The organism is Nocardia sp. NBC_01327 (genome assembly GCF_035958815.1).
GTDB lineage: Bacteria > Actinomycetota > Actinomycetes > Mycobacteriales > Mycobacteriaceae > Nocardia.
In genome coordinates, this window is the sequence record NZ_CP108383.1 from 7,150,697 (window position 1) to 7,171,970 (window position 21,274).

General features: G+C 63.8%; 23 protein-coding genes. 11 read left to right on the forward strand and 12 right to left on the reverse strand.

Features of this window, described 5'->3' with window-relative positions; translation table 11 throughout:
- Positions 1-158 precede the first annotated feature (158 nt).
- Positions 159-545 carry a hypothetical protein gene (locus OG326_RS33020; RefSeq protein WP_327141040.1) on the forward strand — a complete coding sequence of 129 codons (387 nt, stop codon included), beginning with the start codon at positions 159-161 and terminating at the stop codon, positions 543-545.
- 295 nt (positions 546-840) lie between these two features.
- Here the strand turns inward: OG326_RS33020 and OG326_RS33025 are convergent, their stop codons facing one another.
- Positions 841-1,380: a TetR/AcrR family transcriptional regulator gene (locus OG326_RS33025; RefSeq protein ID WP_327141041.1), complete on the reverse strand. Its 540-nt coding sequence runs from the start codon at positions 1,378-1,380 to the stop codon at positions 841-843.
- A gap of 167 nt (positions 1,381-1,547) precedes the next feature.
- On the opposite strand from OG326_RS33025, the gene OG326_RS33030 reads away from it, so the two are divergent.
- Complete coding sequence (locus OG326_RS33030; protein ID WP_327141042.1) at positions 1,548-2,627, forward strand: Gfo/Idh/MocA family protein; 1,080 nt, start codon at positions 1,548-1,550, stop codon at positions 2,625-2,627.
- A 125-nt stretch (positions 2,628-2,752) separates the two neighbouring features.
- On the opposite strand, the gene OG326_RS33035 is transcribed toward OG326_RS33030, so the two are convergent.
- Positions 2,753-3,649: a LysR family transcriptional regulator gene (locus tag OG326_RS33035; protein ID WP_327141043.1), complete on the reverse strand. Its 897-nt coding sequence runs from the start codon at positions 3,647-3,649 to the stop codon at positions 2,753-2,755.
- A 48-nt stretch (positions 3,650-3,697) separates the two neighbouring features.
- On the opposite strand from OG326_RS33035, the gene OG326_RS33040 reads away from it, so the two are divergent.
- Both OG326_RS33040 and OG326_RS33045 read left to right on the forward strand, forming a co-directional pair.
- A complete protein-coding gene (locus tag OG326_RS33040) occupies positions 3,698-4,423 on the forward strand; it encodes an SDR family oxidoreductase (RefSeq protein ID WP_327141044.1) in 726 nt (241 codons plus the stop codon).
- A gap of 64 nt (positions 4,424-4,487) precedes the next feature.
- Positions 4,488-5,411, forward strand: a complete 924-nt coding sequence (locus OG326_RS33045; RefSeq protein ID WP_327141045.1) for an NADP-dependent oxidoreductase — start codon at positions 4,488-4,490, stop codon at positions 5,409-5,411.
- Positions 5,412-5,564: 153 nt separating this feature from the next.
- Here OG326_RS33045 and OG326_RS33050 read toward each other — a convergent pair whose 3' ends face one another.
- Both OG326_RS33050 and OG326_RS33055 read right to left on the reverse strand, forming a co-directional pair.
- Positions 5,565-5,768, reverse strand: a complete 204-nt coding sequence (locus OG326_RS33050; RefSeq protein WP_327141046.1) for a hypothetical protein — start codon at positions 5,766-5,768, stop codon at positions 5,565-5,567.
- 94 nt (positions 5,769-5,862) lie between these two features.
- Entirely contained in the window at positions 5,863-6,411 is a 549-nt protein-coding gene (locus tag OG326_RS33055; RefSeq protein ID WP_327141047.1) for a hypothetical protein, read from the reverse strand.
- Positions 6,412-6,861: 450 nt separating this feature from the next.
- Between OG326_RS33055 and OG326_RS33060 the strand changes: the two genes are divergently transcribed.
- Both OG326_RS33060 and OG326_RS33065 read left to right on the forward strand, forming a co-directional pair.
- The gene (locus OG326_RS33060; RefSeq protein WP_327141048.1) at positions 6,862-7,365 is read left to right on the forward strand and encodes a hypothetical protein; all 504 of its coding nucleotides are present in this window, start codon (positions 6,862-6,864) and stop codon (positions 7,363-7,365) included.
- Between the two features lie 138 nt (positions 7,366-7,503).
- On the forward strand, positions 7,504-8,154 hold the full coding sequence (locus OG326_RS33065) for a TMEM175 family protein (RefSeq protein ID WP_327141049.1): 651 nt from the start codon (positions 7,504-7,506) through the stop codon (positions 8,152-8,154).
- 156 nt (positions 8,155-8,310) lie between these two features.
- Here OG326_RS33065 and OG326_RS33070 read toward each other — a convergent pair whose 3' ends face one another.
- Complete coding sequence (locus tag OG326_RS33070; protein WP_327141050.1) at positions 8,311-8,811, reverse strand: macro domain-containing protein; 501 nt, start codon at positions 8,809-8,811, stop codon at positions 8,311-8,313.
- Positions 8,812-9,076: 265 nt separating this feature from the next.
- Between OG326_RS33070 and OG326_RS33075 the strand changes: the two genes are divergently transcribed.
- Positions 9,077-9,886 carry a hypothetical protein gene (locus tag OG326_RS33075; protein ID WP_327141051.1) on the forward strand — a complete coding sequence of 270 codons (810 nt, stop codon included), beginning with the start codon at positions 9,077-9,079 and terminating at the stop codon, positions 9,884-9,886.
- Between the two features lie 218 nt (positions 9,887-10,104).
- Here the strand turns inward: OG326_RS33075 and OG326_RS33080 are convergent, their stop codons facing one another.
- The 5 genes from OG326_RS33080 to OG326_RS33100 all read right to left on the reverse strand — a co-directional run bounded on the left by OG326_RS33080 (position 10,105) and on the right by OG326_RS33100 (position 14,609).
- Entirely contained in the window at positions 10,105-10,563 is a 459-nt protein-coding gene (locus tag OG326_RS33080; RefSeq protein ID WP_327141052.1) for a hypothetical protein, read from the reverse strand.
- A 13-nt stretch (positions 10,564-10,576) separates the two neighbouring features.
- Positions 10,577-11,584, reverse strand: coding sequence for a hypothetical protein (locus OG326_RS33085; protein WP_327141053.1), 1,008 nt, complete (start codon positions 11,582-11,584; stop codon positions 10,577-10,579).
- Positions 11,585-12,610: 1,026 nt separating this feature from the next.
- Entirely contained in the window at positions 12,611-13,024 is a 414-nt protein-coding gene (locus OG326_RS33090) for a VOC family protein (RefSeq protein WP_327141054.1), read from the reverse strand.
- A 442-nt stretch (positions 13,025-13,466) separates the two neighbouring features.
- Positions 13,467-13,973 carry a GNAT family N-acetyltransferase gene (locus tag OG326_RS33095; RefSeq protein WP_327141055.1) on the reverse strand — a complete coding sequence of 169 codons (507 nt, stop codon included), beginning with the start codon at positions 13,971-13,973 and terminating at the stop codon, positions 13,467-13,469.
- A 219-nt stretch (positions 13,974-14,192) separates the two neighbouring features.
- Positions 14,193-14,609 carry a winged helix-turn-helix transcriptional regulator gene (locus tag OG326_RS33100; protein WP_327141056.1) on the reverse strand — a complete coding sequence of 139 codons (417 nt, stop codon included), beginning with the start codon at positions 14,607-14,609 and terminating at the stop codon, positions 14,193-14,195.
- Between the two features lie 97 nt (positions 14,610-14,706).
- Here OG326_RS33100 and OG326_RS33105 point away from each other — a divergent pair, with 97 nt between their 5' ends.
- Complete coding sequence (locus OG326_RS33105) at positions 14,707-15,633, forward strand: alpha/beta fold hydrolase (protein WP_327141057.1); 927 nt, start codon at positions 14,707-14,709, stop codon at positions 15,631-15,633.
- Positions 15,634-16,295: 662 nt separating this feature from the next.
- Here the strand turns inward: OG326_RS33105 and OG326_RS33110 are convergent.
- Entirely contained in the window at positions 16,296-17,525 is a 1,230-nt protein-coding gene (locus OG326_RS33110) for a hypothetical protein (protein ID WP_327141058.1), read from the reverse strand.
- Positions 17,526-17,876: 351 nt separating this feature from the next.
- Between OG326_RS33110 and OG326_RS33115 the strand changes: the two genes are divergently transcribed.
- The 3 genes from OG326_RS33115 to OG326_RS33125 all read left to right on the forward strand — a co-directional run bounded on the left by OG326_RS33115 (position 17,877) and on the right by OG326_RS33125 (position 20,180).
- The gene (locus OG326_RS33115) at positions 17,877-18,173 is read left to right on the forward strand and encodes a DUF6412 domain-containing protein (RefSeq protein ID WP_327141059.1); all 297 of its coding nucleotides are present in this window, start codon (positions 17,877-17,879) and stop codon (positions 18,171-18,173) included.
- 124 nt (positions 18,174-18,297) lie between these two features.
- Positions 18,298-18,597 carry a hypothetical protein gene (locus tag OG326_RS33120; protein WP_327141060.1) on the forward strand — a complete coding sequence of 100 codons (300 nt, stop codon included), beginning with the start codon at positions 18,298-18,300 and terminating at the stop codon, positions 18,595-18,597.
- A gap of 635 nt (positions 18,598-19,232) precedes the next feature.
- Positions 19,233-20,180, forward strand: a complete 948-nt coding sequence (locus OG326_RS33125) for a decaprenyl-phosphate phosphoribosyltransferase (protein ID WP_327141061.1) — start codon at positions 19,233-19,235, stop codon at positions 20,178-20,180.
- Between the two features lie 46 nt (positions 20,181-20,226).
- Here OG326_RS33125 and OG326_RS33130 read toward each other — a convergent pair whose 3' ends face one another.
- Complete coding sequence (locus tag OG326_RS33130; protein ID WP_327141062.1) at positions 20,227-21,267, reverse strand: epoxide hydrolase family protein; 1,041 nt, start codon at positions 21,265-21,267, stop codon at positions 20,227-20,229.
- Positions 21,268-21,274 lie beyond the last annotated feature (7 nt).

Here is a 21,274-nt window from a genome sequence, read left to right on the forward strand (position 1 = left end):
CCGTCGTCCCCGTACAGCCGATCGGTGCGGGCGGCACGCCGTCGAGCATCGAATCGCGTTCGAAATATTGGCGTGTCGCATTCGGGGAGTGCCGACACTGGTGGGCATGCGCCGTTCGCGGCGCGCACATACGTCTGTTCACAGGGAGATGATCGGCAATGTTCAAATCTCGGCAGTTGACGTTCGTCGCCACCGCACTCGCGGCATCGGCCGCGGCGCTGCTGTGCAGCGCACCGCAGGCCTCTGCCTATGTCACCAGCGTGACCGTAACCTCCAGCGGCGGAGGCAAGTACGGCACTGGCTGCTCCTACAAGGTCACCGTCACGGGCAGCGCGAACGAATACATCTGGCTCTACGACAGCGCCACCTCCACCTTCGACCCTCAGCAGTTCGCCCTCGACGCCACCGGCACGGCCACCTCGACGTGGACCCCGTCGTCCACGGGCACCCACTACGTTCAGGCTTGGTCCTACAACGGATCTCAGTGGGCGACAATCGAAGTCGGCACCGGCACCAACCTCGGCAGCGCTTGCCTCGTCAGCTGATCCCGGGGCGTGCTCGTGGCCCGGGTGACGGGTAGGGCCCGCACTGTCGCCCGTGGCCCCCGCAATCTCGCCGAAGGTTTCCATTGCGAACCCGACCTCGAGCCTGTGGAGATCGCCTACTGGCGGTAGCAGTCGAGGACGGTTCGGTGGCGCGGTCTGCGGCACTAGTGAGGTCGGCCAGCTCATGAACAGCGTGTGCACCAACATCAAGAATTCGACGCTGATGTAGTTCGGGGGCTTCGCGGACGATTGTCAGCGCGAGGCCCCATGCGCGACCTTCAGCATGTCAGCGTGTTCAGCAGGCCGAGCCGTCGTCCAAGAGGGCGCGGAGCGCAGAGTCGCCGATCTGCCGCAACGCATCACGGCTGCGCCCGGCGGCAGCCTGGACGGCGAGGCCGTCGGAGATGGTGTGGACAAGTGCGGCCAGGGCGGCAGGATCATGCCGGGACGGTAGGTCGGTCGCTTGCTCGAGCCGTCTGCGCAGTGCTGCCTCACCGGCTTGACGCACCTTCACGGCGTCCTGGCGTGGGGCATGCGCATCGGGCGCCAGGGCTTGAACGGTTTTGACGCACAGGCAACCTCGCGGCGTGTTCTCACCTGCGGTCAGGTCGATGGCGCCGCGGATCAGTCGCTCGACGACCTCGCGACCGGTGGGCGCGTCCAGCGCTGCGGTTGCGTAGGCGCCGGGGCCGTCGAGGTAGCGGGCGAGGACTGTGGAAAACAGCTCCTCCTTGTTGCCGAAGGCCGCGTAGAGACTCGGCTTGTTGATGCCCATCGCGATCGTCAGTTCCGTCAGCGATGTGCCCTCATAGCCGTTGTGCCAGAACACTTCCAACGCACAGTCTAGAGCGGTGTCAGTGTCGAACGAGCGTGGGCGTCCGCCTGGCATGCCATCCTCCTCACCGCCTCCGAGTTCTTTACCTATCGGTACATTACCCTTGCGCACAGGTCTCGAACCTCCTAATTTCATACCGAAAGGTACAGAATTAAGGAGTGGTATCCATGATCCGAGTCGGAGTGGTCGGGGCCGGCGGCTGGGCGAACAGCTCGCACCTGCCCGCACTGACCGCGCTCGAGGAATTCGACGTGACCTCGGTCGCGACCACCAACCAGGACAGTGCAACTCGGGCGGCCGCCGCGCACGGCGTTCCACGCGCCTTCACCGACGCAGGCGAGCTCGCCGCGCACCCCGAGGTCGACCTGGTCGTCGTATCGGTCAAAGCCTCCGGGCACGCCGCCGTGATCAGAGCGGCGCTCGACGCAGGGAAACATGTTGTGTCCGAATGGCCGCTGGGCATCAACGCCGACGAAGCGGCCGAGCTGACCGCGGCTGCCACCGCCGCGGGTGTCGTGCACGCGGTCGTCCTGCAGGGACACCACTCCCCGAGCGCCCGCTTCACCGCAGACCTGCTTGCCGGCGGCCGAATCGGCACGCTCGAATCGGTCACTCTGATAGCCGACGGCGCGCCCTGGGGCGGGAGTCGAATCCCGCCCAGCCTTGTGTTCGGCCTCGACTACGCCGAGGGGACCAATATCCTGACCATCATGGCCGGTCATTTCCTGGCCACCCTCGAACGGGTCACTGGTCCCTTGATCGAACTCACGGCACGGTTGCCCCGCACGCACGATCACGTACTCATCGATGGAACCGATCGGACGGCACCCAACACGACACCCAGCCATGTACTGCTGCACGGACTGCTCGCCTGTGGCGCAACCGCTTCCGTTGCCATACACGGTGGCAACAGGCCCGCCCGGGAGGGATTCCAGCTCGAGCTCATCGGCAGTGACGGTGTATTGACCGCGACCCCGGCCGAGCCCGGGACCTTCATTCATTGGGGCAGCTGGGACATCCGAATCGACAACGAATCCCTAGCCGTACCCGACACCTACCGCACCGTCCCGGCCAACGTCAGGTCCGGTCCACCCGCCAATATCGCGGCCCTCTACCAGGAGGTCGCCCGAGCCATAACCGAAGAGCGGCAACCACATCCCAGCTTCGAAACCGCCCTGCGCCACCACCGGCTCCTCGCGGCCATCGAACAGTCCGCCGCCGACGGAGCCACCCACCGCCTCTCGTAGCCGACCCGATTCCAGAGGCTATCTCGCCCGTAATCGGGGCTCGACGTTCGTCGCCGACGAACTCGGGTTTCTCTGTCAGAACTGCGAGTCGGCCGCGAAGACCCGGGTCGCGGCATTGTTATCGGCTAGAGCCGCATCGCCGTACGAACCACGTCGGCGACGGCTTGGGATCTGCTGTGTGGCGGCCAGGCGATGACAGTTGTGACGGCCGGCGCGTCCGGCACCGGCACAATGGCGTGATCCTCGCGTAGCTGGGCTCGCAGCGACTCGGGCATGAGCGCGCAGGCCCGGCCCAGCGTGATCAGCTGCGTCAATTGGGTATGGTCGCGAACCTGCGGCCCAGGGCCGTCGGGATAACTCCCATCCCGTCGAGGCCAGCGTGGCAGCGGCAGGTCCGTCAGGGCGTTGACCTCCGCCATCGACATGTGGGGCCGGTTGGCGAGAGGGTGCCCCGCGGGCAGAACCACGACCTGCTGTTCGGTGTGCAGGTCCTCGGTGTCGAATCCGGCCGTCGTGTCATAGGGCCGGTGGAGCAGGGCAATATCGGCAATCCCATTGCGTAGCAGACCTTCTGGTTCGCCGGGCCCGCAGAGCATCACCTCGACCGCGACTGCGGAGGGCTCGGCGGCGTAGGCGTCCAGCAGCTTCGACAACAGTTCTCTGGACGCTCCCGCCTTCGTGGCCAGCACCACGCCGGGCCGGTCGGCGGCGGCACGGCGGGTGCGGCGCTCGGCGGCTTCGACCGCCTCGAGGGCGAACTGGGCCTCCCGCAGCAGCACCGACCCCGCCTCGGTCAAAGTGATTGCGCGAGAAGCGCGATGCAGCAGCACGACTCCGAGCCGCCGTTCCAGCTGCTGAATCGCCCGCGACAGCGGTGGTTGCGCCATGGAGAGCCGCTGTGCCGCCCGCCCGAAGTGCAACTCCTCGGCGACGGCGACGAAATATCGCAACTCCCGCGTCTCCACCAGGTCATGGTAACCGGCGATGACCACGACCAATACCCGTGCGGTATCGCCGCCCACCCAATCGGTCTTGGACGCCGCACCCGAGTCCGCAACATGATCAAGGGCATGAGTGAACAGACGATCGCACTGGTGACCGGCGCGAACAAGGGAATCGGATACGAGATCGCGGCGGGCCTGGGCGCCCTCGGCTGGCGGATCGGTGTGGGTGCGAGGGATCAAGAACGCCGCGAGACCGCGGTGGAGAAGTTGCGCGCCGCCGGGATCGATGCGTTCGGCGTGCCGCTGGACGTGACCGACGACGCGAGTGTGGCCGCGGCGGCCGAGCTGATCGCCGACCATGCCGGAGGGCTCGATGTTCTGATCAACAATGCCGCGATCGGCGGCGGTATGCCGCAGACACCGACCACGGTCGATCCCGCGACCGTGCGAAACGTCGTGGAAACCAACGTGATCGGAGTCATCCGGGTCACCAACGCGATGCTGCCGATGCTGCGCGCCTCGGCCGCACCGCGAATCGTCAATATGTCCAGCAGCGTCGGCTCGCTCGCCCTGCAAACCACACCCGGATTCGACATGGGCCCGGTCCCCGCCGCCTACCTGGCCTCGAAAACCTTCCTCAACGCCCTCACCATCCAGTACGTCAAGGAACTCGGCGATACCAACATCTTGATCAACTCCGGCTGCCCCGGTTTCACCGCCACCGACCTCAACGGTTTCAGCGGCGTCCGCACACCGCAACAGGGTGCGGCCATCGCGATTCACCTCGCGACCCTGCCCGACGACGGCCCGAACGGCGGATTCTTCGACGACGCCGGCGCAGTGCCCTGGTGACAGGCAGATGCGAACCGTTCCCGAAGTCGGCCACGCATCGCGCGGCGAAAGGCGAAGCAAGACAATGACAAAAGCAGTCAGGTACGACGAATTCGGCGGAATCGACGTCCTGCGGATCGAGGAGGTCGACCGCCCCGCGCCCGGGGAAGGGCAGGTCCTCGTGCAGGTGCGAGCGGCAGGCATCAACCCCGGTGAGGCGGCATTACGCAAGGGCGCGATGACGGACATCTTTCCCTCGACCTTTCCCTCCGGGCAGGGCAGCGATCTCGCCGGAGTAGTCGCCGAGATCGGCCCCGGAGCCGGCCGCTTCTCCCCCGGCGACGAGGTGCTCGGATTCTCCGAAAAGCGCGCCTCCCACGCCGAACTGGTCCTCGTCGAGGTCGACAACCTCACCCCCAAACCGAAGAACGTCCCGTGGGAGGTGGCGGGCGGCCTGTACATAGCGGGCGTAACCGCCTGGGGGGCAGTGCATTCCGTACAGCTAGAAAAGGACGAGACCGTCGTCGTCTCCGCAGCAGCCGGAGGAGTCGGCTCGCTCGCCGTTCAGCTCGCCCGCCGCGCCGGAGCCACGGTCATCGGCCTGGCGAGCGAACGCAACCACGAGTGGCTGCAAAGCCACGGCGTCATCCCCGTCGCCTACGGTGACGGCGTCACGGCCCGGATCAAGACCGCCGCCCCAGGCAACATCCACGCCTTCATCGACACCTACGGCAACGGCTACGTCGACCTCGCCCTCAACCTCGGCGTCGCAATCGACCGAATCGACACCACCATCGATTTCCCCGCAGCCGCAAAACACGGAGTCAAAACCGAACCCGGACCCAACGGCAGGCCGGGCGCCGAGGTCCTCACCGAACTGGCCACCCTGATCGCAGAGGGACACCTAGAAGTCCCCATCGCCAACATCTACCCCCTGACACACGTCCGCCAGGCCTACACCGAACTCGAACGCCGACACACCCACGGCAAAATCGTCCTCGTGCCCTAACCCGCACCAGCGCAATGCATTCCGCTCCCCGCTGCACTACTCAGCCGCAGGACTCACTGTCGCGATCAGCGCGGTATGAGGCGCGAGCGTACGCAGCTGAGTACAGCCCAAACTTGTTCTGGCCGTGGATCCCTGACCACCTCGGCGCGAGTATCAGCGGTACAGATTCATCAGACACTGATAGCCGAGTTCGGTCCACACCAGATCATCCCCGCCGGCCGCCGCAAGCCCCTCCTCGATCAGAAACCGGTGATCGGGATTCCCCCAATCGGCCACTACCCTGACTCGACCGGCGTACAGAATCTCCAGCAGGTCGATAGCACCGCGATGCGCCGCGGCCCATTCATATTTGTCCATACGCTCCATCCAACCTCGCCGATTAGGCTCCGGTCCTCCGTCGCCCCTTACTACCGACCGATGACATCACCTGACTCGAATGTTCGTTCTGCTGCTACTCGGCTTCGTATTCGGCGGGCACCGACGCGATCGCGACCAGCCGGTCAAGAACGGTAATAACGTCCAGCTTGCCCAAGTGCGCGAAAGCGACACGAAGCCACCGCACTTCGGTACGGGTCGTTTTCGGCGACTCCCACGACAACACCGCGGCAAGGTTGCCCGGAAGCCCGAGTTCCGCAGCCGTCAGCTCAGGAGCAGAAGGGTCGTACTCGACATGGAAGATGTAGCGCTCGTCCGTATCTTGCCGGACTCGGGTTCGCAGCCGTATCTCTACCAGGCGGCCCGCTACACGTCCCCGCAACTGGACCAGTGCCCGCGTAACCTTGACCGTCTCGAGCTGGGGAAAGCGGATGATCAGGGCGTCGTGCCGTGCGGAGACTGCGGCCGCGCGCCGAATCTGCCACGGACCAGCTGCTTTGACTCGTTCGATGCACGAGAAGCAAAGCCAGCCCGTAGTGGTTCCCCTCGCTGTCCAGTTCTCCGGCCACGGATGGCTGGTCCAGACCGTCTCACGGCATATCCCGCATCGCATCTCGGTGAGCACTCCGGCACGATACGACCGCGACTGTTCGAACCGCAGCTCGATTCTGCGCAGCCACCGCATTCAGCAGGTACGCCGTCCTGCAATATGGTGCGCTCGACTGGCCCCGGATCGACATGTTTCTGCTGGTCAGGGCGCATCGCCATCGCGATGAGGGCGAACCGTTCAGTGAGGAACTATTCGTCCGAGCTCTCATTGGCCGGATCCGGGAAATCTCCGGTGGCACTGCGCCGTGAGTTGGTGATCCGAAGTGCCACCGGGCTGCTTCGAGCCGAGCGATCAGCGGCGGAATGGTGCGCGAGCAGTATGACGCGCCAACCCGTTCCCGATCTCCATCCTGGCCGACTCCCCTTGCCCCACTACGACTTCGGGGCGTCCGCTCGACGCTGACCCCCCGAAATCAGGGGCAGCGCTTCACATCTGAAATGTCAGCGCTTCGCATATGATCCCGCCATGATCAACTCATCCCGGGTCGCTGCCACCGGGCTACTCTGCACACCGGCACTCGCCTTGTCACTGTTGCTGGCACCGGCCGCCCATGCCACCATCGACTCCTTCGCCGTCGGGTGCGGCACCCCCTTGGTGCCCTGCCAGGTGTCGATCACGACCAGTGGGGCCGACCGGCTCAGCCCGGTGACCTTGTCGGTCAACGGCACCACCATCGGCCAGGGCACCCCGTCGGGAAGTTCGGATGGGCTCAACGGGTTTGCGGAGGTCACCTGGACCCCGCCCGCCGTCGGTGCGTACACGGTCACGGTCACCCAGGGCACCTCCACGCGCTCGGTCAAGGTGAGCATCTGCCCGCCGAATCCGTCGAGCTATCCGAACCTCTCCCTGTCGCCGGGTTCCGCGGTCGCGACCGTGTGCAACATCATCGGGAGCTCCTTGAACTCCGGCTCCACATCAGGCTCGGCCTCGATCCTGCTTCCGCTCTTCAGTGGATCCGCGGGTCTGTGACCGACGCCGGCTCACCACAGCCAATCGTTCTGGGTAGCCTGCGGTTTCGGCCGATCGTCACCGTCTGATACCGCTGCGGTGCGTGGCCTCCGGCGCGGCTGAACTCGCAGAACAGGTCTTTCTCGTAAAGTCCTGACCATGGCCGATGTGTCGATCGAGGAAGTCCCCGTTCGGCCGCTGAACGCTTCCCGAGTAGAAGCGTTCAGCGATGGTGTCATGGCAATCGCCATCACCCTGCTGGTAATCGATATCCGACTGCCGGAAAACCAGGACGACCTGCTGAAGCAGCTGCTGAGTCTCTGGCCGAGTTACCTGGCCTACTTGATATCGTTCGCCACCATCGGGGTGATATGGCTGTCCCACCACGCTTTCTTCGCCCGCATCCGGCAGGTGAATGGTCTGCTCCAGGTCGGGAATTTGCTGGTGCTGCTCTGCGTGGCCTTCCTGCCGTTTCCCACCACGGTATTGGCACACCATCTCGAGGACGGCGGCCGGAACGCCGGCATTGCCACCGCCTTCTATTTCCTTACCGCCGCGGTTCAAGCAGGCGCATGGATCGTCATGTGGATCGCTGTGCGTCGCAAACCGGCACTCCTGAAGCCGGGCCTTCCGCCGGACCTCGTCCGCACCGAGACTCGTCAGGCAGCAATCGGATTCGTGGCGCTCGCAGTGATCGCGGCGATAGGGCTCGTTGTGCCCACCGCCGCACTGATCCTCTACCTGCTCGCGGTGGTGGGTTACGCCTTACCGGCAGTAGCTTTGCCGCGTCGCATGCGCGGGGCGGCCTGATCCCCTTAGCGGATTAGGCCCATTGCAAGGCATTCAGCAGATCACTGCGTTTGCCTGGAACCAGATGCCAACCACCGGTTGCTCTTCCGAGGTGCCGCGCGGACCGTTCCGAACAGCACGGAATACGGCAGTACAGGCCGTTCCTTAGAACCGGGATCAATCCAGGTCGTACACAAGGACACTGACACCGCGGCTGGACAAGCGTGCGTGGATGAGCGGTTCGATCCGGTCCCAGGTTCCACCTGCCAGGCCGCACCCGATCCGTGGCATGTGCACCGAAGCATTCGATGCAGCCGCAAACTCGGCGAGTCTCTCCAGGGCTTGATCGACCGCCTCATATCGGATCGGCGGTCCGCCGGCACTCGATCGAATGCCGTGCTGGCCGATCATATTGGCCACGTGGAAATCCGCCGAGACTCGGACGAACTGCACTGCGCCCAAAGCGAAGTCGTTGGACTCACGCTGCCTGTACCAGTCCCGATAGGCACGCTCGGGTTCCGGCCATCGAGCTGACACGGCGACAACGAAACCTTTACCCCAGCGGCCGAGATCGTTGCAGAGATGCGCGATGATCGCGGATCCGCCGATACTCGGCGTGGTCGCGTCCCCCGACTGATAGCTGATCTTTGTTCTGTCCATGGTGTCCTCCCGCGCCAAACATAGACGCGGATACCGACATCAACCGCTGACCGATCTGACCAGCGCGATCTGGGAGCCGATACCGCGCGACTGCCCCTATTCGCCCGTGACCGTCGAGTTGTTCTCGGAGTATGTCGGCATCGCCGGAACTCCTGGACTTCGACCATGTCGGCATGCCGGAGGCAGGCACCCAGATTCCAGCTATTGAGTAGGTTGCCTGCACTGAATAGTGTTTGGGTACCGCTGGTAGGTTCGACGCGGATTGCGCCCATGGGGAGGGACTATGACCGGCGAACCTGTGACGACACTGTATGACTTCCAATTGTCGATGCTTCACGCGATGTGTCAGAGCGCCCCGGCGCAGGCTGCGGAACTGCTCGATCGGATCGGAGCGACTCACGCCGACACCTCGATCGCGGAGGCGCGGTGGTGGTTCGGTAACGCCACGAACAACTTCACGACTCTCACCGAATACGTCTCCGCTTGGGGTGCACCGGATTCGGAAAGCATCGAACGCGACGGCGACCGGGAGACTCGGTCGGCACGGTGGGATCTGCCGTTCTGGCCCGGCATGCAGTTCGAGTTCACAGCGATAGGTCGTTATCCTCGCTTGTTCCACCGACTGCTTCGACAGCCGGGAGTTCCTGTGCCACAGTTGGACTCAATCGTGGACTTGGCTCCATGGTCCTGCACTGAAGAGGAATTTCTGAACTCCGGCCTGGGCCCGTTCGATGACGACATCGACCTCGGCTCAACCGGGCATCGATTCGACTTCGAGGCCGTCGACCCAGATTCCGGGCGCTGGCGTCCCTATCGAGCGTTGTTCGACTGGGGCCTGCTGCAATCGGTGGAGCCGGTGCTGGTGCGGCTCAGCAAACCGAATCCCGCACCGGTAGCCGACGAAACACCGATCGACGAACTCATCCTGACCGGGCAAGCGGGCCGGGCTATTCTACGAATTCATACCGAGATCGAGGGGAATGGCGACGCGGCGATCGCGGAGTACCGGCACCGCTATGCGCGCTTGGCGCGCGAGCGCCCGAACGACTTCACCCTTGGCGAGGCAGCAGATCGGTTATCGCGAAGGCGGTGACGGACATGACGATCAGCCTGCGTACGTGGACTGGGAGTTTCACGAGGTGCCGTCGGCCGAGGTCGCGGTCCCGCGAGAACATGTAGCTCGGCCACTGCGTGTGTTCCACCGGCGCCAGAATGCCACGGCCAGTACATCTTCCGTGCGGTGCCACGCTGGCAGGTTCGGTCAGCGTGGCATGCGCAAGGGTGTGTACCGACCAGACACGGTGGGTGCAGTCAGACCTGTAGTTCGGCGAGGACTGGGTTGGCCGCGAGCCGCGGGTACTCCTTGCAGAGTTCGGTCAAGACGGCGTCTCGAAAGGTCATCCATGCGTCCCTGAGCTCGGCGATGTCGCAGACCGCCTCGACGACCGCCTCGACTGTTGCGTACTCGCAGGAGATCCGGACCTTGCCGGCCTCGGGCGTGAACGCGATCAGGTCGTCGTTCTCGGTGAACCCAAGCCAGCAACGCTCACCCCGCTCCAGATAGGCCGACACCCTCTGTATCGACCATAGGAAGTCGAACACCGGAGTCCACGACCACGGTGGGGCCAGCTCGACTCCGTCGACCACGAAAGTCAGGTCCGACAGGAAGTAGTACCAGCACAGATCAACTCGGCTCACGGTCGCAAGGTCGACCCCCTCCTGATGTTCCCGGCCGTGCTCCACGTATATGCCGGACCGCAGATACTCCATCCTCACCATCGGATCACCCGCACTCGAGCTGGTAGCGGTACCAGTGACGAGGATTGCCCTCTTCGTACATCCAGAGGTTGGCGTCGCGCCCGACCCTTCCCCGCGCCCAGCCTGTGGGTTCCCGGCCACCGGGCAGAAGCAGTGTCTGCCTGCCGGTTTCGGTGATCTCGCCGTCCTGTCTGCGCGCTTGACGGATCTGCCACACGATCGCCTCACCGTGTCGGTGGTGGTCCAGGAAAGCGAATGTGGATCCTGACACCGCCAAGCCGTGACATCGAGTGACCGGATTCGGGGTGATCGATCGAACTGCGCGCGCATCGATCTCGACCAGCGGGAACCCGACGTAAGGACAGGCATGGACCAACAACCGACCGACATTCAACGCGTAGCAATCACACCAGAAGACCTCACTGCCGGTGTCATTGAATGCGAACCAGGGATCGCTGCAGGGGTTGTCCCAGCGGGCTAGGCCGGGCATGTCGATGCATGACCACGTCCCATCCGGGCTGTGGAATTGATAGGTAGCTTCGTCGAAGTAGCTGATCCAGATTCTGCCGCCGGGGTCGGTCAGCAGTTGCTCGATACCGTCCCCAGCGTAGAAGGCGCCCACAGGGTTTCCCACGCTGTCGAAGGCTCGGACGTTGCGAGGCAACGTAATGTCGTTCGCCGGAGTCGACTGTTCGTAGGCCTGTCCATATTCCGGGCGTGGAATACGTGCCGCACCCAGGATGACACCCTCGCCGAAGATATCGATCTGAGAGAACCATTGATCCAGGCCGTGCAGCGGAATCTCGTGAATATCGGCCCCGTCGCAGAGGACGGCGGTCGCGTCGAAACGCGGTATCGGTGGACTCCAGGGCCCGGGGCGTTTCCACGGCAGGCCCGAGGCTGCCTCTTGTGCGGGATCGACAAGCAAAGCGAGTAATCGGCCGCGATGGTCGATTGTGGAAGCAAGAAGATCGAATCGTGCGTAACGCTCCGGCAGGGTTGCGTGAAGCGCGAGATTGCGGTTACAGGCCATGGGCCTTTCCGGTTGTCATGCACGCGATCATGCCACAACACAACAACCTCAGTGCACCTCGACATCCGAACGACAGCCGGTATCGCACTGCGCTCGGCTGACAGTCGGCCCGCTCGGATGACCACGGCCCCTTGATCTTCGGATGCCTGCGGTCGTTCCGAACAGCGCGGCATGCGGTATAGAAGGATGTTCTCCGCACCCGAGTTGGTGCTGCGAAGTGCTGGGCCAACTCGGCGAATCTGCCTGCCAGGTATAGCGACTCATGTTTTCAGCACCAAAGCCGGGAGCAGTCGTAGAGTCTTGTCGCGCCTGTCAGGTGCTGCGCAGCCGAATTCTCCGCGTGCCGTCCAGATTCCGGTCGACGATGAACTGAGCGCTAGTGCCGACGATAGGTGGCGTTCCTGAACAGAACAGGCCGGACCAGAGCCTTTCACCGCCGTGGCCAACCACCTGAGCAGGTGCGCGGGACGCGGCAGAATGGCGTGGTGCGCTTTCACGGCAGTCTTCCGTTCCGCGGTCAGCTCATCTGGCTCACACCGGACCAAGGCGGCCGCTCGTCGGGGCCACCACCGACACCAGCCGATCAGGACTATGCCGCAACAGCATTCGTGCCACCCGACGGCATGGAAAACGGGTGGGCATCGTTCGTCCTGCGGGTGGACGATCGTACCGCCTGGCGCTCACCCTCTACTGGAGGATGGTTGGCCATCGACAACCCGGCCGCTCCCACAGTCCGTGTCGGCACCGTTCTCATCATCACTGAAGGCCCACGCCAAGTCGGCTACTTCCACGTGACCGAAGTCCTCGACTCAGGCCCAACACGCAACCTGTAGTCGTCACACAATCGGAGTGTGCGTGCATCCGAACTCGGATGGCAACCACCAGTTGATCTTCCGCCGTAGGGCCCATCCCCTTCACGATGTCGAGAACCGCGCGCCGCGCGGCAGTGCAGGATGTTTGAAAGTGGCCGGGCGGCCTGCTGCCGTGCCGTTCGGCAAGACCTGGGGCGGCACACGTCTCCCGAGACTATTTCGGGGTAACCAGCTCCAGCGCGATATTGTCCGGGTCCCGGAACTCCAAGATATAGCTGAGGCCGATATCTTTGATTTCTTCGTGCACTACACCGCAGGCATCGAGATGCGCGGCAGCGGATTTCAGTTCAGCAAGTGATCCGACCGGAAACGCGAGATGGTCCAGCCCCACACGATTCTCGTCGAAGCGATCAGTCCCCGCTGGCCGCAGCCCGATCATTCCGTGTTCCATCCGGTAGATCACCCCGCCATAGAGGAAGCTCAGGCGCTCCCGCGTCTCCGCATCCGCATCGGCCGGAACCTCCAGCGCCACAGGCCACCCGAAAACCTTCTCATAGAAGGCCCGCGACCGTTCGATATCGCACACCGTGAGGCGGAGATGAGCAATGGAGCCCACAGAAATCGACATGCGACCGATGCTCGCATACCGCCGTCCTACCCGCCGGTTCGCAACGCATCACTACTCGCGCGGGCTTGATCGACGGTTGGGCAAGCAAATGCACTGAAATCGGAAATAGCGTGTGTCGCCAAGGCTGAGATGATCTCGGCTCGTGCTCTTCGGACGTGGCCAGTGACCGCTGGGACCGCACGTCTCGCGGCGCATGCGGGCTTTGGGAACGACTGTGGCGCAATCAAATCCACGTCGAATAGGACGACAGTTCGCTGGCGTCATTGAGTAGTCTGGGCGCGATCACCCGGGTCTGCGGTTCGATATCTGCTCCATGACCGATCTCTCCCTCGCGGATTCCTCGGCACAGACTCTCACCTCGGCCGAGAGCCCGCTCGGAGGGATCATTCTCGCCCTCAGTTCGTGAGATAACCTCTGTGCGTTGATCTTCGAGGTGGCCGGTTCAGTCAGCGCGACATGCGGCATCACGTGCGTCAGGTATCTGGTTCATGCTCATCGACCTCAGCATGCGGCGTTCGCCGGCATCGTCAGGCGAGCGGCCCGCGTCGGCGAATCCGTGGCGTCGATACAGCTTGATCGCGGCCTGGTTATCGACCTTGACCGATAAGCCGACCGCTCGGCCGCCTGCCCAGTCCAGGACCGCGCTGACTGCCGCATCTGCGACACCCCGGCCGCGGGCGAACGGTGCGACCCACATCGATATCAGCTCTACCGTGCCTTCCTCGTCAACGTAGGCGCCGACCATTCCTGCCGGAATCCCACGCCACCAGACGATCACATTGAACGGAACATCGGTCAGCCGCGCACGCCACCGCCCTTCGGTATCGCCGGGGCCGGTCCATTCGGCAAGTGTCGAGCCGAACGCCGCCGGCGCATCCGACAGCGCCTCCTGGCGGAGCCGACGCCACATCTGCCAGTCATCGGGTCGAAGTTCCCGCACCTCGATCACGCCGCTCCCTCGCTTTGCCATATCCGCACATGTCGCGGAATTCGACAATATCCAGCACACGAACAGTGCGACCAACGAATATCGCGGTGAATCGACACCGGACATCGGCAGTAGCATGCTTTCAACCGGCGCCAGATCTGTTCTGCCCGTGGATCTTCCACATACTCGCACTGGCCTGTGGGGAACGCGCGGGTCGCGGCATGAGCGTGTGCTGGGAAGCTATTCGCCAGCGGTTTGGTCGGCTTGTGCGTCATTGACGGCGTTGGCGCGGTCGATCTCGCGCATGTGATCCTCGGCCCAGGTGCGCAGTGCCGCCAGTGGAACCTCCAGGGACAACCCCAGTTCGGTGAGCCGGTAGTGCACGCGCGGTGGCACTGTCGGCTCCACGCGACGGGTGACCAGACCGTCGCGGACCAGGCTGTGCAGGGTCACCGACAGCATCTTCTGGGACACGCCGGGCATTCGCCGCCGCAGCTCGGCGAACCGCACCTCATCGGGGGCGGCCTGCGCGAGGACCTTGACCGCCATCGACGTCCATTTTGTGCCGATACGGTCCAGCAACTGGCGGGTCGGGCATTCGCAATCGAACAGATCACCGCGGTCCGGCGTCGTCGCGTGCGCTGATCGAGTAGTCACCTGGACCTCACCACCTGTCGTCAACGTGCCTTCTTGGCAGCGTAACCGAGGTTACCTACCGTTTGTTGGTAACTAATGGTAACCACCTGGAGGTCCAATGGCCGACACGCCACAGCCCCGCATCGCCGCTATCGAGCTGCGCCAGATCGAGACCAACGGCATCCGCGCCAACGTCGCCATCGCCGGCTCCGGCCCCGCAGTCGTTCTACTGCATGGCTTTCCGCACACCTGGCGACTGTGGAGCGAGATCATCGACCCGCTGTCCGGGCACTACCGGGTGATCGCCCCGGACCTACGCGGGTTCGGCGACACCACCCGCGCGTCGGACGGCTACGACGCCGGCACGCTGGCCACCGATATCGCCGGGATCCTCGATGCCCTCGGCGAACCCACCGCGGCCGTGGTCGCGATCGATGCCGGCACCCCGGTCGCGGTCCTGCTCGCCCTGCGCCACCCCGACCGGGTACGACGACTGGTGGTCATGGAAGCACTGCTGGGCCTACTCCCCGGCGCCGAGGACTTCCTCGCCTCGGGTCCGCCGTGGTGGTTCGGATTCCACGCCGTCCCGGGTCTCGCCGAGACGGTCCTACTCGGCCACGAGGCGCGGTATATCGAATGGTTTCTCACCACTGGCACCCGCGGTCGGGGCGTGCGGACAGATATCCACGACGCGTTCGTCCAGGCCTACACCGGAGCGGACGCCCTACGCTGCGCCTTCTCCTACTACCGCGCACTGCCGACCAGCGCCCACCAGATCGATCACGCCGTGGCGGCCAACCGGCTCACCACACCCACCCTGGCAATCGGCGCTCACCCGGTCGGCGAAACGCTAGAGCGGCAGCTGCGACCTATTGCCGATAACCTTGTAGGACAAGTCATTCCGGATTGCGGTCACATCATCCCGCTGGACCGCCCGCAGGAACTGCTCAACCTCATGATGCCCTTCCTCGCCGAGGGACCCACTGTTCGGTCTGCCGATCGAATTCAATTGGACGTCCCGGTTGCCGAACACCCTCGCCCGTGACGTCAGATGTCGCTGGTGCCAACAGATCTCCGCTGTGCTGCGATCTTCGTGTCCTGCCGAGCTGTCGGTGAGCATCGATAAAGCACCCGTGTACAAGATCGAAAGGCGCACTATGAAATTGGCTCTTGTCGGAACACTCGTCTCCCTCGCCGCTCACACGTTTCGGAGCGGATCTAGTCGAGGATGCGGGTGAGCAGTGCGGTGAGTTCGTCGCGCTCGGCAGGCGACAGGTCGGCCAGGATGTCGTGTTGAACCCCAGTGAGGGTCGTATCCAGTTCTTCGAGCCGCCGTCGCCCGGCTGCGGTGAGAGTGATCAGGTTGCGGCAACCACAACGCCGAATAAGCTCGGGCCGTTGATCTTCGGGCGAGCCGCGTGGCCGGCTCGGTCAGCGCGCCACGCGGCTACTTAGAGAATGGCAATGAGCGTGTACTGGAACGGCCCGAATTCACTTCGGGCCGTTGATCTCCTGTTTGGCGACGGAAGGCGCGGGTCGCGATAGTAGCGACGTGCTAGTCAGGCACCCTGAAGCGTGGCGGCGTAATAGCTCGTGTTCGTGTTCTCGACGTTGGTGCGGAAGGCACCGAGATCGAAAACCCAGGCGCGATCATGACCATGGTCCCTGGTATCCCGACATAGCCGAGCCTTTCAATCGACCACTCGACTAGCCTCTCCGTTCCGCTGCGTAATCCGGAAAGCGCTCGCGCAACGCCGTGTCGAATGCTGTGGCGCGCTCGAACGAATCAGAGTTGTACTCGCCGCGCTTCAAGTACCACTCGACAAGTTCCGCCGCCTGCTCGAAATGACCGTGCGCCACGAAGAATCCGACAGTGGCGCGGAACTTTACCGGGTGGAAAATTTTGCTTATCCAATTCGGTCGTTTCGCATGGACGGCAAGTTTCTCGACGCTGTCGCGCTCGGCGAACCACACAGCCATCGGACCGTCGAGATACTTCGAAACCCATTGCACCCCAAGCTCAATGTCGTCGACTCCGCGCATGCAGTAGGTGTCCCAGTAGGCGGGATGTGGGGACCGATCGAAGGGTGACGTCTCGATCTGTCCGGGGTCGGCTGATGCCCAACCCTCGGCCAAGGCCTCCTCAGGTAGCCCCGCGTTGAGCTCGGCTGCTGATGCCGACCGGATCGACACTCCACCGCCGACTACGATGCCCCCGTATCGGCCACGTTCCAGGGTTATCTCCACCGCGGTCGTCAGCCCAGGAAGCGTGCTCTCCGCGGAGTAGACGTCGACGATATAACCTTTTTTGCGATCGTCAGCTGGATATTCCAGGCGAAAACCTCTAGCAGCCAAGGCTTCCGTCAACGCGGCCGGAAACGTCGCCGCGAGGTGCGCTTCACCGGTCGATTCGAGGATCTCGAAGTGCTCCAATCCTGAACTCTGCGCACCGTTACCGCAGACGTAGCCCGTCAGGTGCTCAGCCAGATTCAGGATCGGGTTGAAGTAGTCGATGGTGTCGTCCGGGTCCCAGCCCTCGTCCGCCATGGCTTGCGTCCGAACGTATTGCAATCCCGCGACGACATCCGCAGGCACATCACCGACAAGCGTGGGCGAATCTTCCTCATAGGGTGAAGTCACGCTCCAGACCTTTCGGCCGTGCCGCCACACCGCGACTTCGCTGTGGCCGACCCCGTCGATCTCTCCGGCGGCAATAACTTCACAATCACGTGACAAAGTTGCTAAATCCCAAGTGCCCTCGGGACTTTCCTCGGACGAGCTCTCCACCACCAGAAAAGAACCGTCCGCGAATGCGGCCCCGGCCAGCGGCACCTGCGGCCAATCCGTGCGAATCCCACTCGGCTGTACGTCCAGCGCGTCATACACCGCTTCCGGCGTCAACCCGCGGAACAACAACCAATTCGAAGTAAACCCCATCGCAAACTCCCCAAACTCTCCATCGAACGTAAAGCACGTTACCGTGCCGCACCGACACACTGGGCCGAGCGACGTGATCCGGCCGGAACCGGATGTTCGCACGCCATAACCGGCCACCGCGAGTGGCTCGAGCTCTTGGAAGACACGCCCTAGTGGACTCCATTCGGCGCGTTCGGCCGGCACCAGACCTCTGCTGTCCGTTGATCTTCCACACACTCGCGCTGGTCGGATCGAAACGCGCGAGTCGCGGCGGATGAGTGCGTTCAGCGGGCCAGCCAGAGACTGCGAGGGCGTCCCCTGGAGCAGCATCACACTGTCGAGCGACTCTGCGGATTCTGTAGCATTTGTTGTGTGCCCATAGATTTCAGCGACCAGGCTCTGGTCCTGAAGTTCCTCACTGCCTCGATTCTGCTGTTCATGCTGCCGGTCACAGTCGGGAGCGCGGCCCATGCGATGGCTGCGGCCGTTGTCGTAGTAGTGGTGGCGATCGCGGCCGCGCTGATCAGTCGTTCGACACGATCCACGGGCTACTCGCGGATCAAAGAACGTGACGACGCCCTGACAACAACCTCGTACAGGCACAGCGACCCCGACGCCGCCGGGCAGGTGCGAGCGCGCGCTCCAGGTCTGAGTATCGCGGCGGCGTAGACCTTCTCCGACTGCCCCTCTGAGGGATCGGCGCCGGCCGCACTCGCTTCCGTACCTGCTGTCCTGCAACGACTCTGACAAGTGTCGGTATACCTGCCGTGGTGCACGTCCCTGAGGTGTCTCAATGGTTCTGTCGATCATGTCTGATTTGGTGCGATCTCCGCAGTGGGTTCGCACTGCACTGTCTCGTGCCACTGGATTCTTTTCCTTCGCCTATTTCTCGGCCGCGCAGGCGATTTCGTCCGTAAGCCTGTGGGCTGGCGCGTTGTTACTAGTAGTGATCCCAATCGCTGAGATCGCCGTCGGCCTGGATGTGATCTCGATGGCTGCACTCATCGCGCCCGGATGGGGTGTGCTGATCGTGATCGTGATGGCGGGGTCTTACACGTACCGCCGACGACGGTCCCGCAGGTCAACCGAGTAACGAGACGTCCGCAGATGCTGCTAGCGGGACATCTCGATCACGGTGTGCACGTTGGCATGGGTGCGGTCGCAACCGGTTCGCAGCGCTCAGTCGGTAGCCACAGGATGTCAGCGATGATCCGGCCTGCCGAGCTCGCCGTTGCAGTGCTCGTTCGGCAGGCGCGCTACGCATTCGTCGGGAATGATCTCGAACATGACAGATCCGACTCCTGAGCAGGCGCTGCCCGAACCTCTAGACACCGGAGCTCGGGCGCAACGCCATCCCCGGTGTGAGTTGTGCGGCGGCCAGCAGGTCGGAAACCTCGGTGTGGGCGGTCAGGTGGGAATACACCCGAATGGTCGCGTGCAATGGGGGCCGCCGCTGTCGAATTTGCACGCAGTGCTGTGCCTACAGTGCGGATATACCAAGCTGTTTGCCGCGCAGCTCTCAAAGGTCCAGAGCGAAGCCAAGAATCACCCCGAGCGATTCACGTGGTGATACATCTGAGCGAGAAAGATTGACCCGAGACATACGAGCGGGTCTCTGCGAGTATGTCGGCGGAGGTGTTGCGGTCGTCACAACCGTGGTGCCGTCGAAGCAAAGTGCCAGCCGCTGAGAGAGATTCGTCCGCCGCCACAGGAAGCAGTCACGTTGTGATGAGCGAAGAGCCGACCACCATCGAACTCGACGAGGCCGTCCTCACCGGACCGCCCAAGACCCTGGCCGGCGGCCTGACCAAGGCTGTGCGGCCACGTCAATGGGTGAAGAACGTTCTGGTATTGGCGGCGCCGCTGGCCGCGGGGACGATTCCGGGCACCGACACCTTGGCCATCTCCGACCTCACCCGCGACCTGCACATCGGCATCGCGTTCGTGGTGTTCTGCCTGGCAGCCTCGGGCATCTACCTGGTCAACGACTCCCTCGACATCGAGGCCGACCGGGCTCATCCGACCAAACGCTTCCGGCCGATCGCCGCTGGTGTGGTTCCGGTGAATCTCGCCTATGCGCTGTCGGTGGTGCTGTTGATCGGCTCGATCCTCCTGTCGTTCGTGGCGACGTGGCAGCTGGCCGTGGTGATGGCGGCCTACGTCGGAATCCAGCTCGCATACTGCTTCGCGCTCAAGCATCAGGCGGTACTCGACATCTGCATCGTGTCGTCGGGGTTCCTCCTGCGCGCGGTCGCCGGTGGTGCGGCGGCCGATATTGTTCTGTCGCAATGGTTTCTGCTCATCGCGGCCTTCGGCTCGCTGTTCATGGCCGCGGGCAAGCGCTACGCCGAGTTGAAGATCGCCCTCGACACCGGAGCCAAGATCCGCAAGTCGCTGCAGTACTACACACCCACCTATCTGCGTTTCGTCTGGACGCTGTCAGGTACGGCGGTCGTAGTCTTCTACGGGCTGTGGGCGTTCGAGGCTGATCACAAGGACAACCCGTGGTTCGCAATCTCGATGATTCCCTTCACGATCTGCATCCTGCGATATGCGGTCGACGTCGATGGGGCTCAGGCCGGTGAACCCGAAGAGATCGTGCTGGGTGACCGCACTCTGCAGGTATTGGCCCTCGCGTGTGCCGCAGCAATCGGCGTGGCCGTCTACCTCACCTGAGCAGACCACCCGGCCGCACTGCGCGCCAATGGGTTTCGGCGGAGTTTCACTCGCCCAGCTGGACCGCTCGACGTAGGTCGGCCGCGTACGCCTCGGGCTGTTCCCACGCTGCGAAGTGGCCGCCCGCAGGGTGTTCCACGTAATCGCAGATGTTCAGGAACGCCTCGGCGTAGCTTCGAGGCTCCGGTTTGATATCGCGCGGGAAGACGGAAAGCACTGTCGGCGTGTCGATCCGGCCGGGGAGAGTGGCCGGTTCGACGTAGTTGGCGAACGAGGTGCCGATCGCGCCGGTGGCCCAGTAGGCGGTGACCCAGGTGAGCAGTTCATCCTCGGTGAAAGCCGAAGCGTCGGACCAGGACTCCAGTTTCTCGACGATCCAGGCCGCGAGGCCCGCGGGTGAGTCGCCGAGCGCGACGGCGAGAGTGTTCGGCCGCGTCGACTGTTCGGCGATATATCCACCCTCCGACCGGAACCAGTGCGCCCCCCGGTCGAGGTAGGCCACCGCGTCGGGCGCGAGCACCGCGCGATCCGCCGTGAGCGCCCGAAGTGGGGCGATGTTCGTGAGGTGCAGGGCGGCAACCCGGTCCGGGTGTTGTGCCGCAAGAATTTCCGCGACGGTGCCACCTACGTCGCCGCCGGACAGCGTATAGCGTGCGTAACCGAGCTCGGCCAGTGCGTCCGCGACGATCTCGGCGATCCGGTTGACCGACATGCCTGAACCTTCGAGCGGGGCCGCGAACGGGAAGCCCGGCAGCGCGGGAACCACCACGTTCATGTCCGCGAGCAACGGCAGGACGCGCTCGAACCGCAGCACCGAGTCGGGCCAGCCGTGCAGTAGTACGACGACCGGGGCACCGGGTGACACGGACCGCCGGTGGATCACCCGGAGCTCAGCATCGCCCGCTTGCACTGTTACCCACGGCAACTCAGCGATGCGGCGCTCGTGCACGCTCCAGTCGTATCCGTTTGCCCAGCGTTCGAGCAGTTCGTCGAGGCGAGTTCCGGTGATGCCCCGCGTCTCGTCGGCACTCCACGGCGTCGTGACACGTCGCGTCCGCCGGAGTCGTTCCCGTAGGTCATCGATCATGTGTATC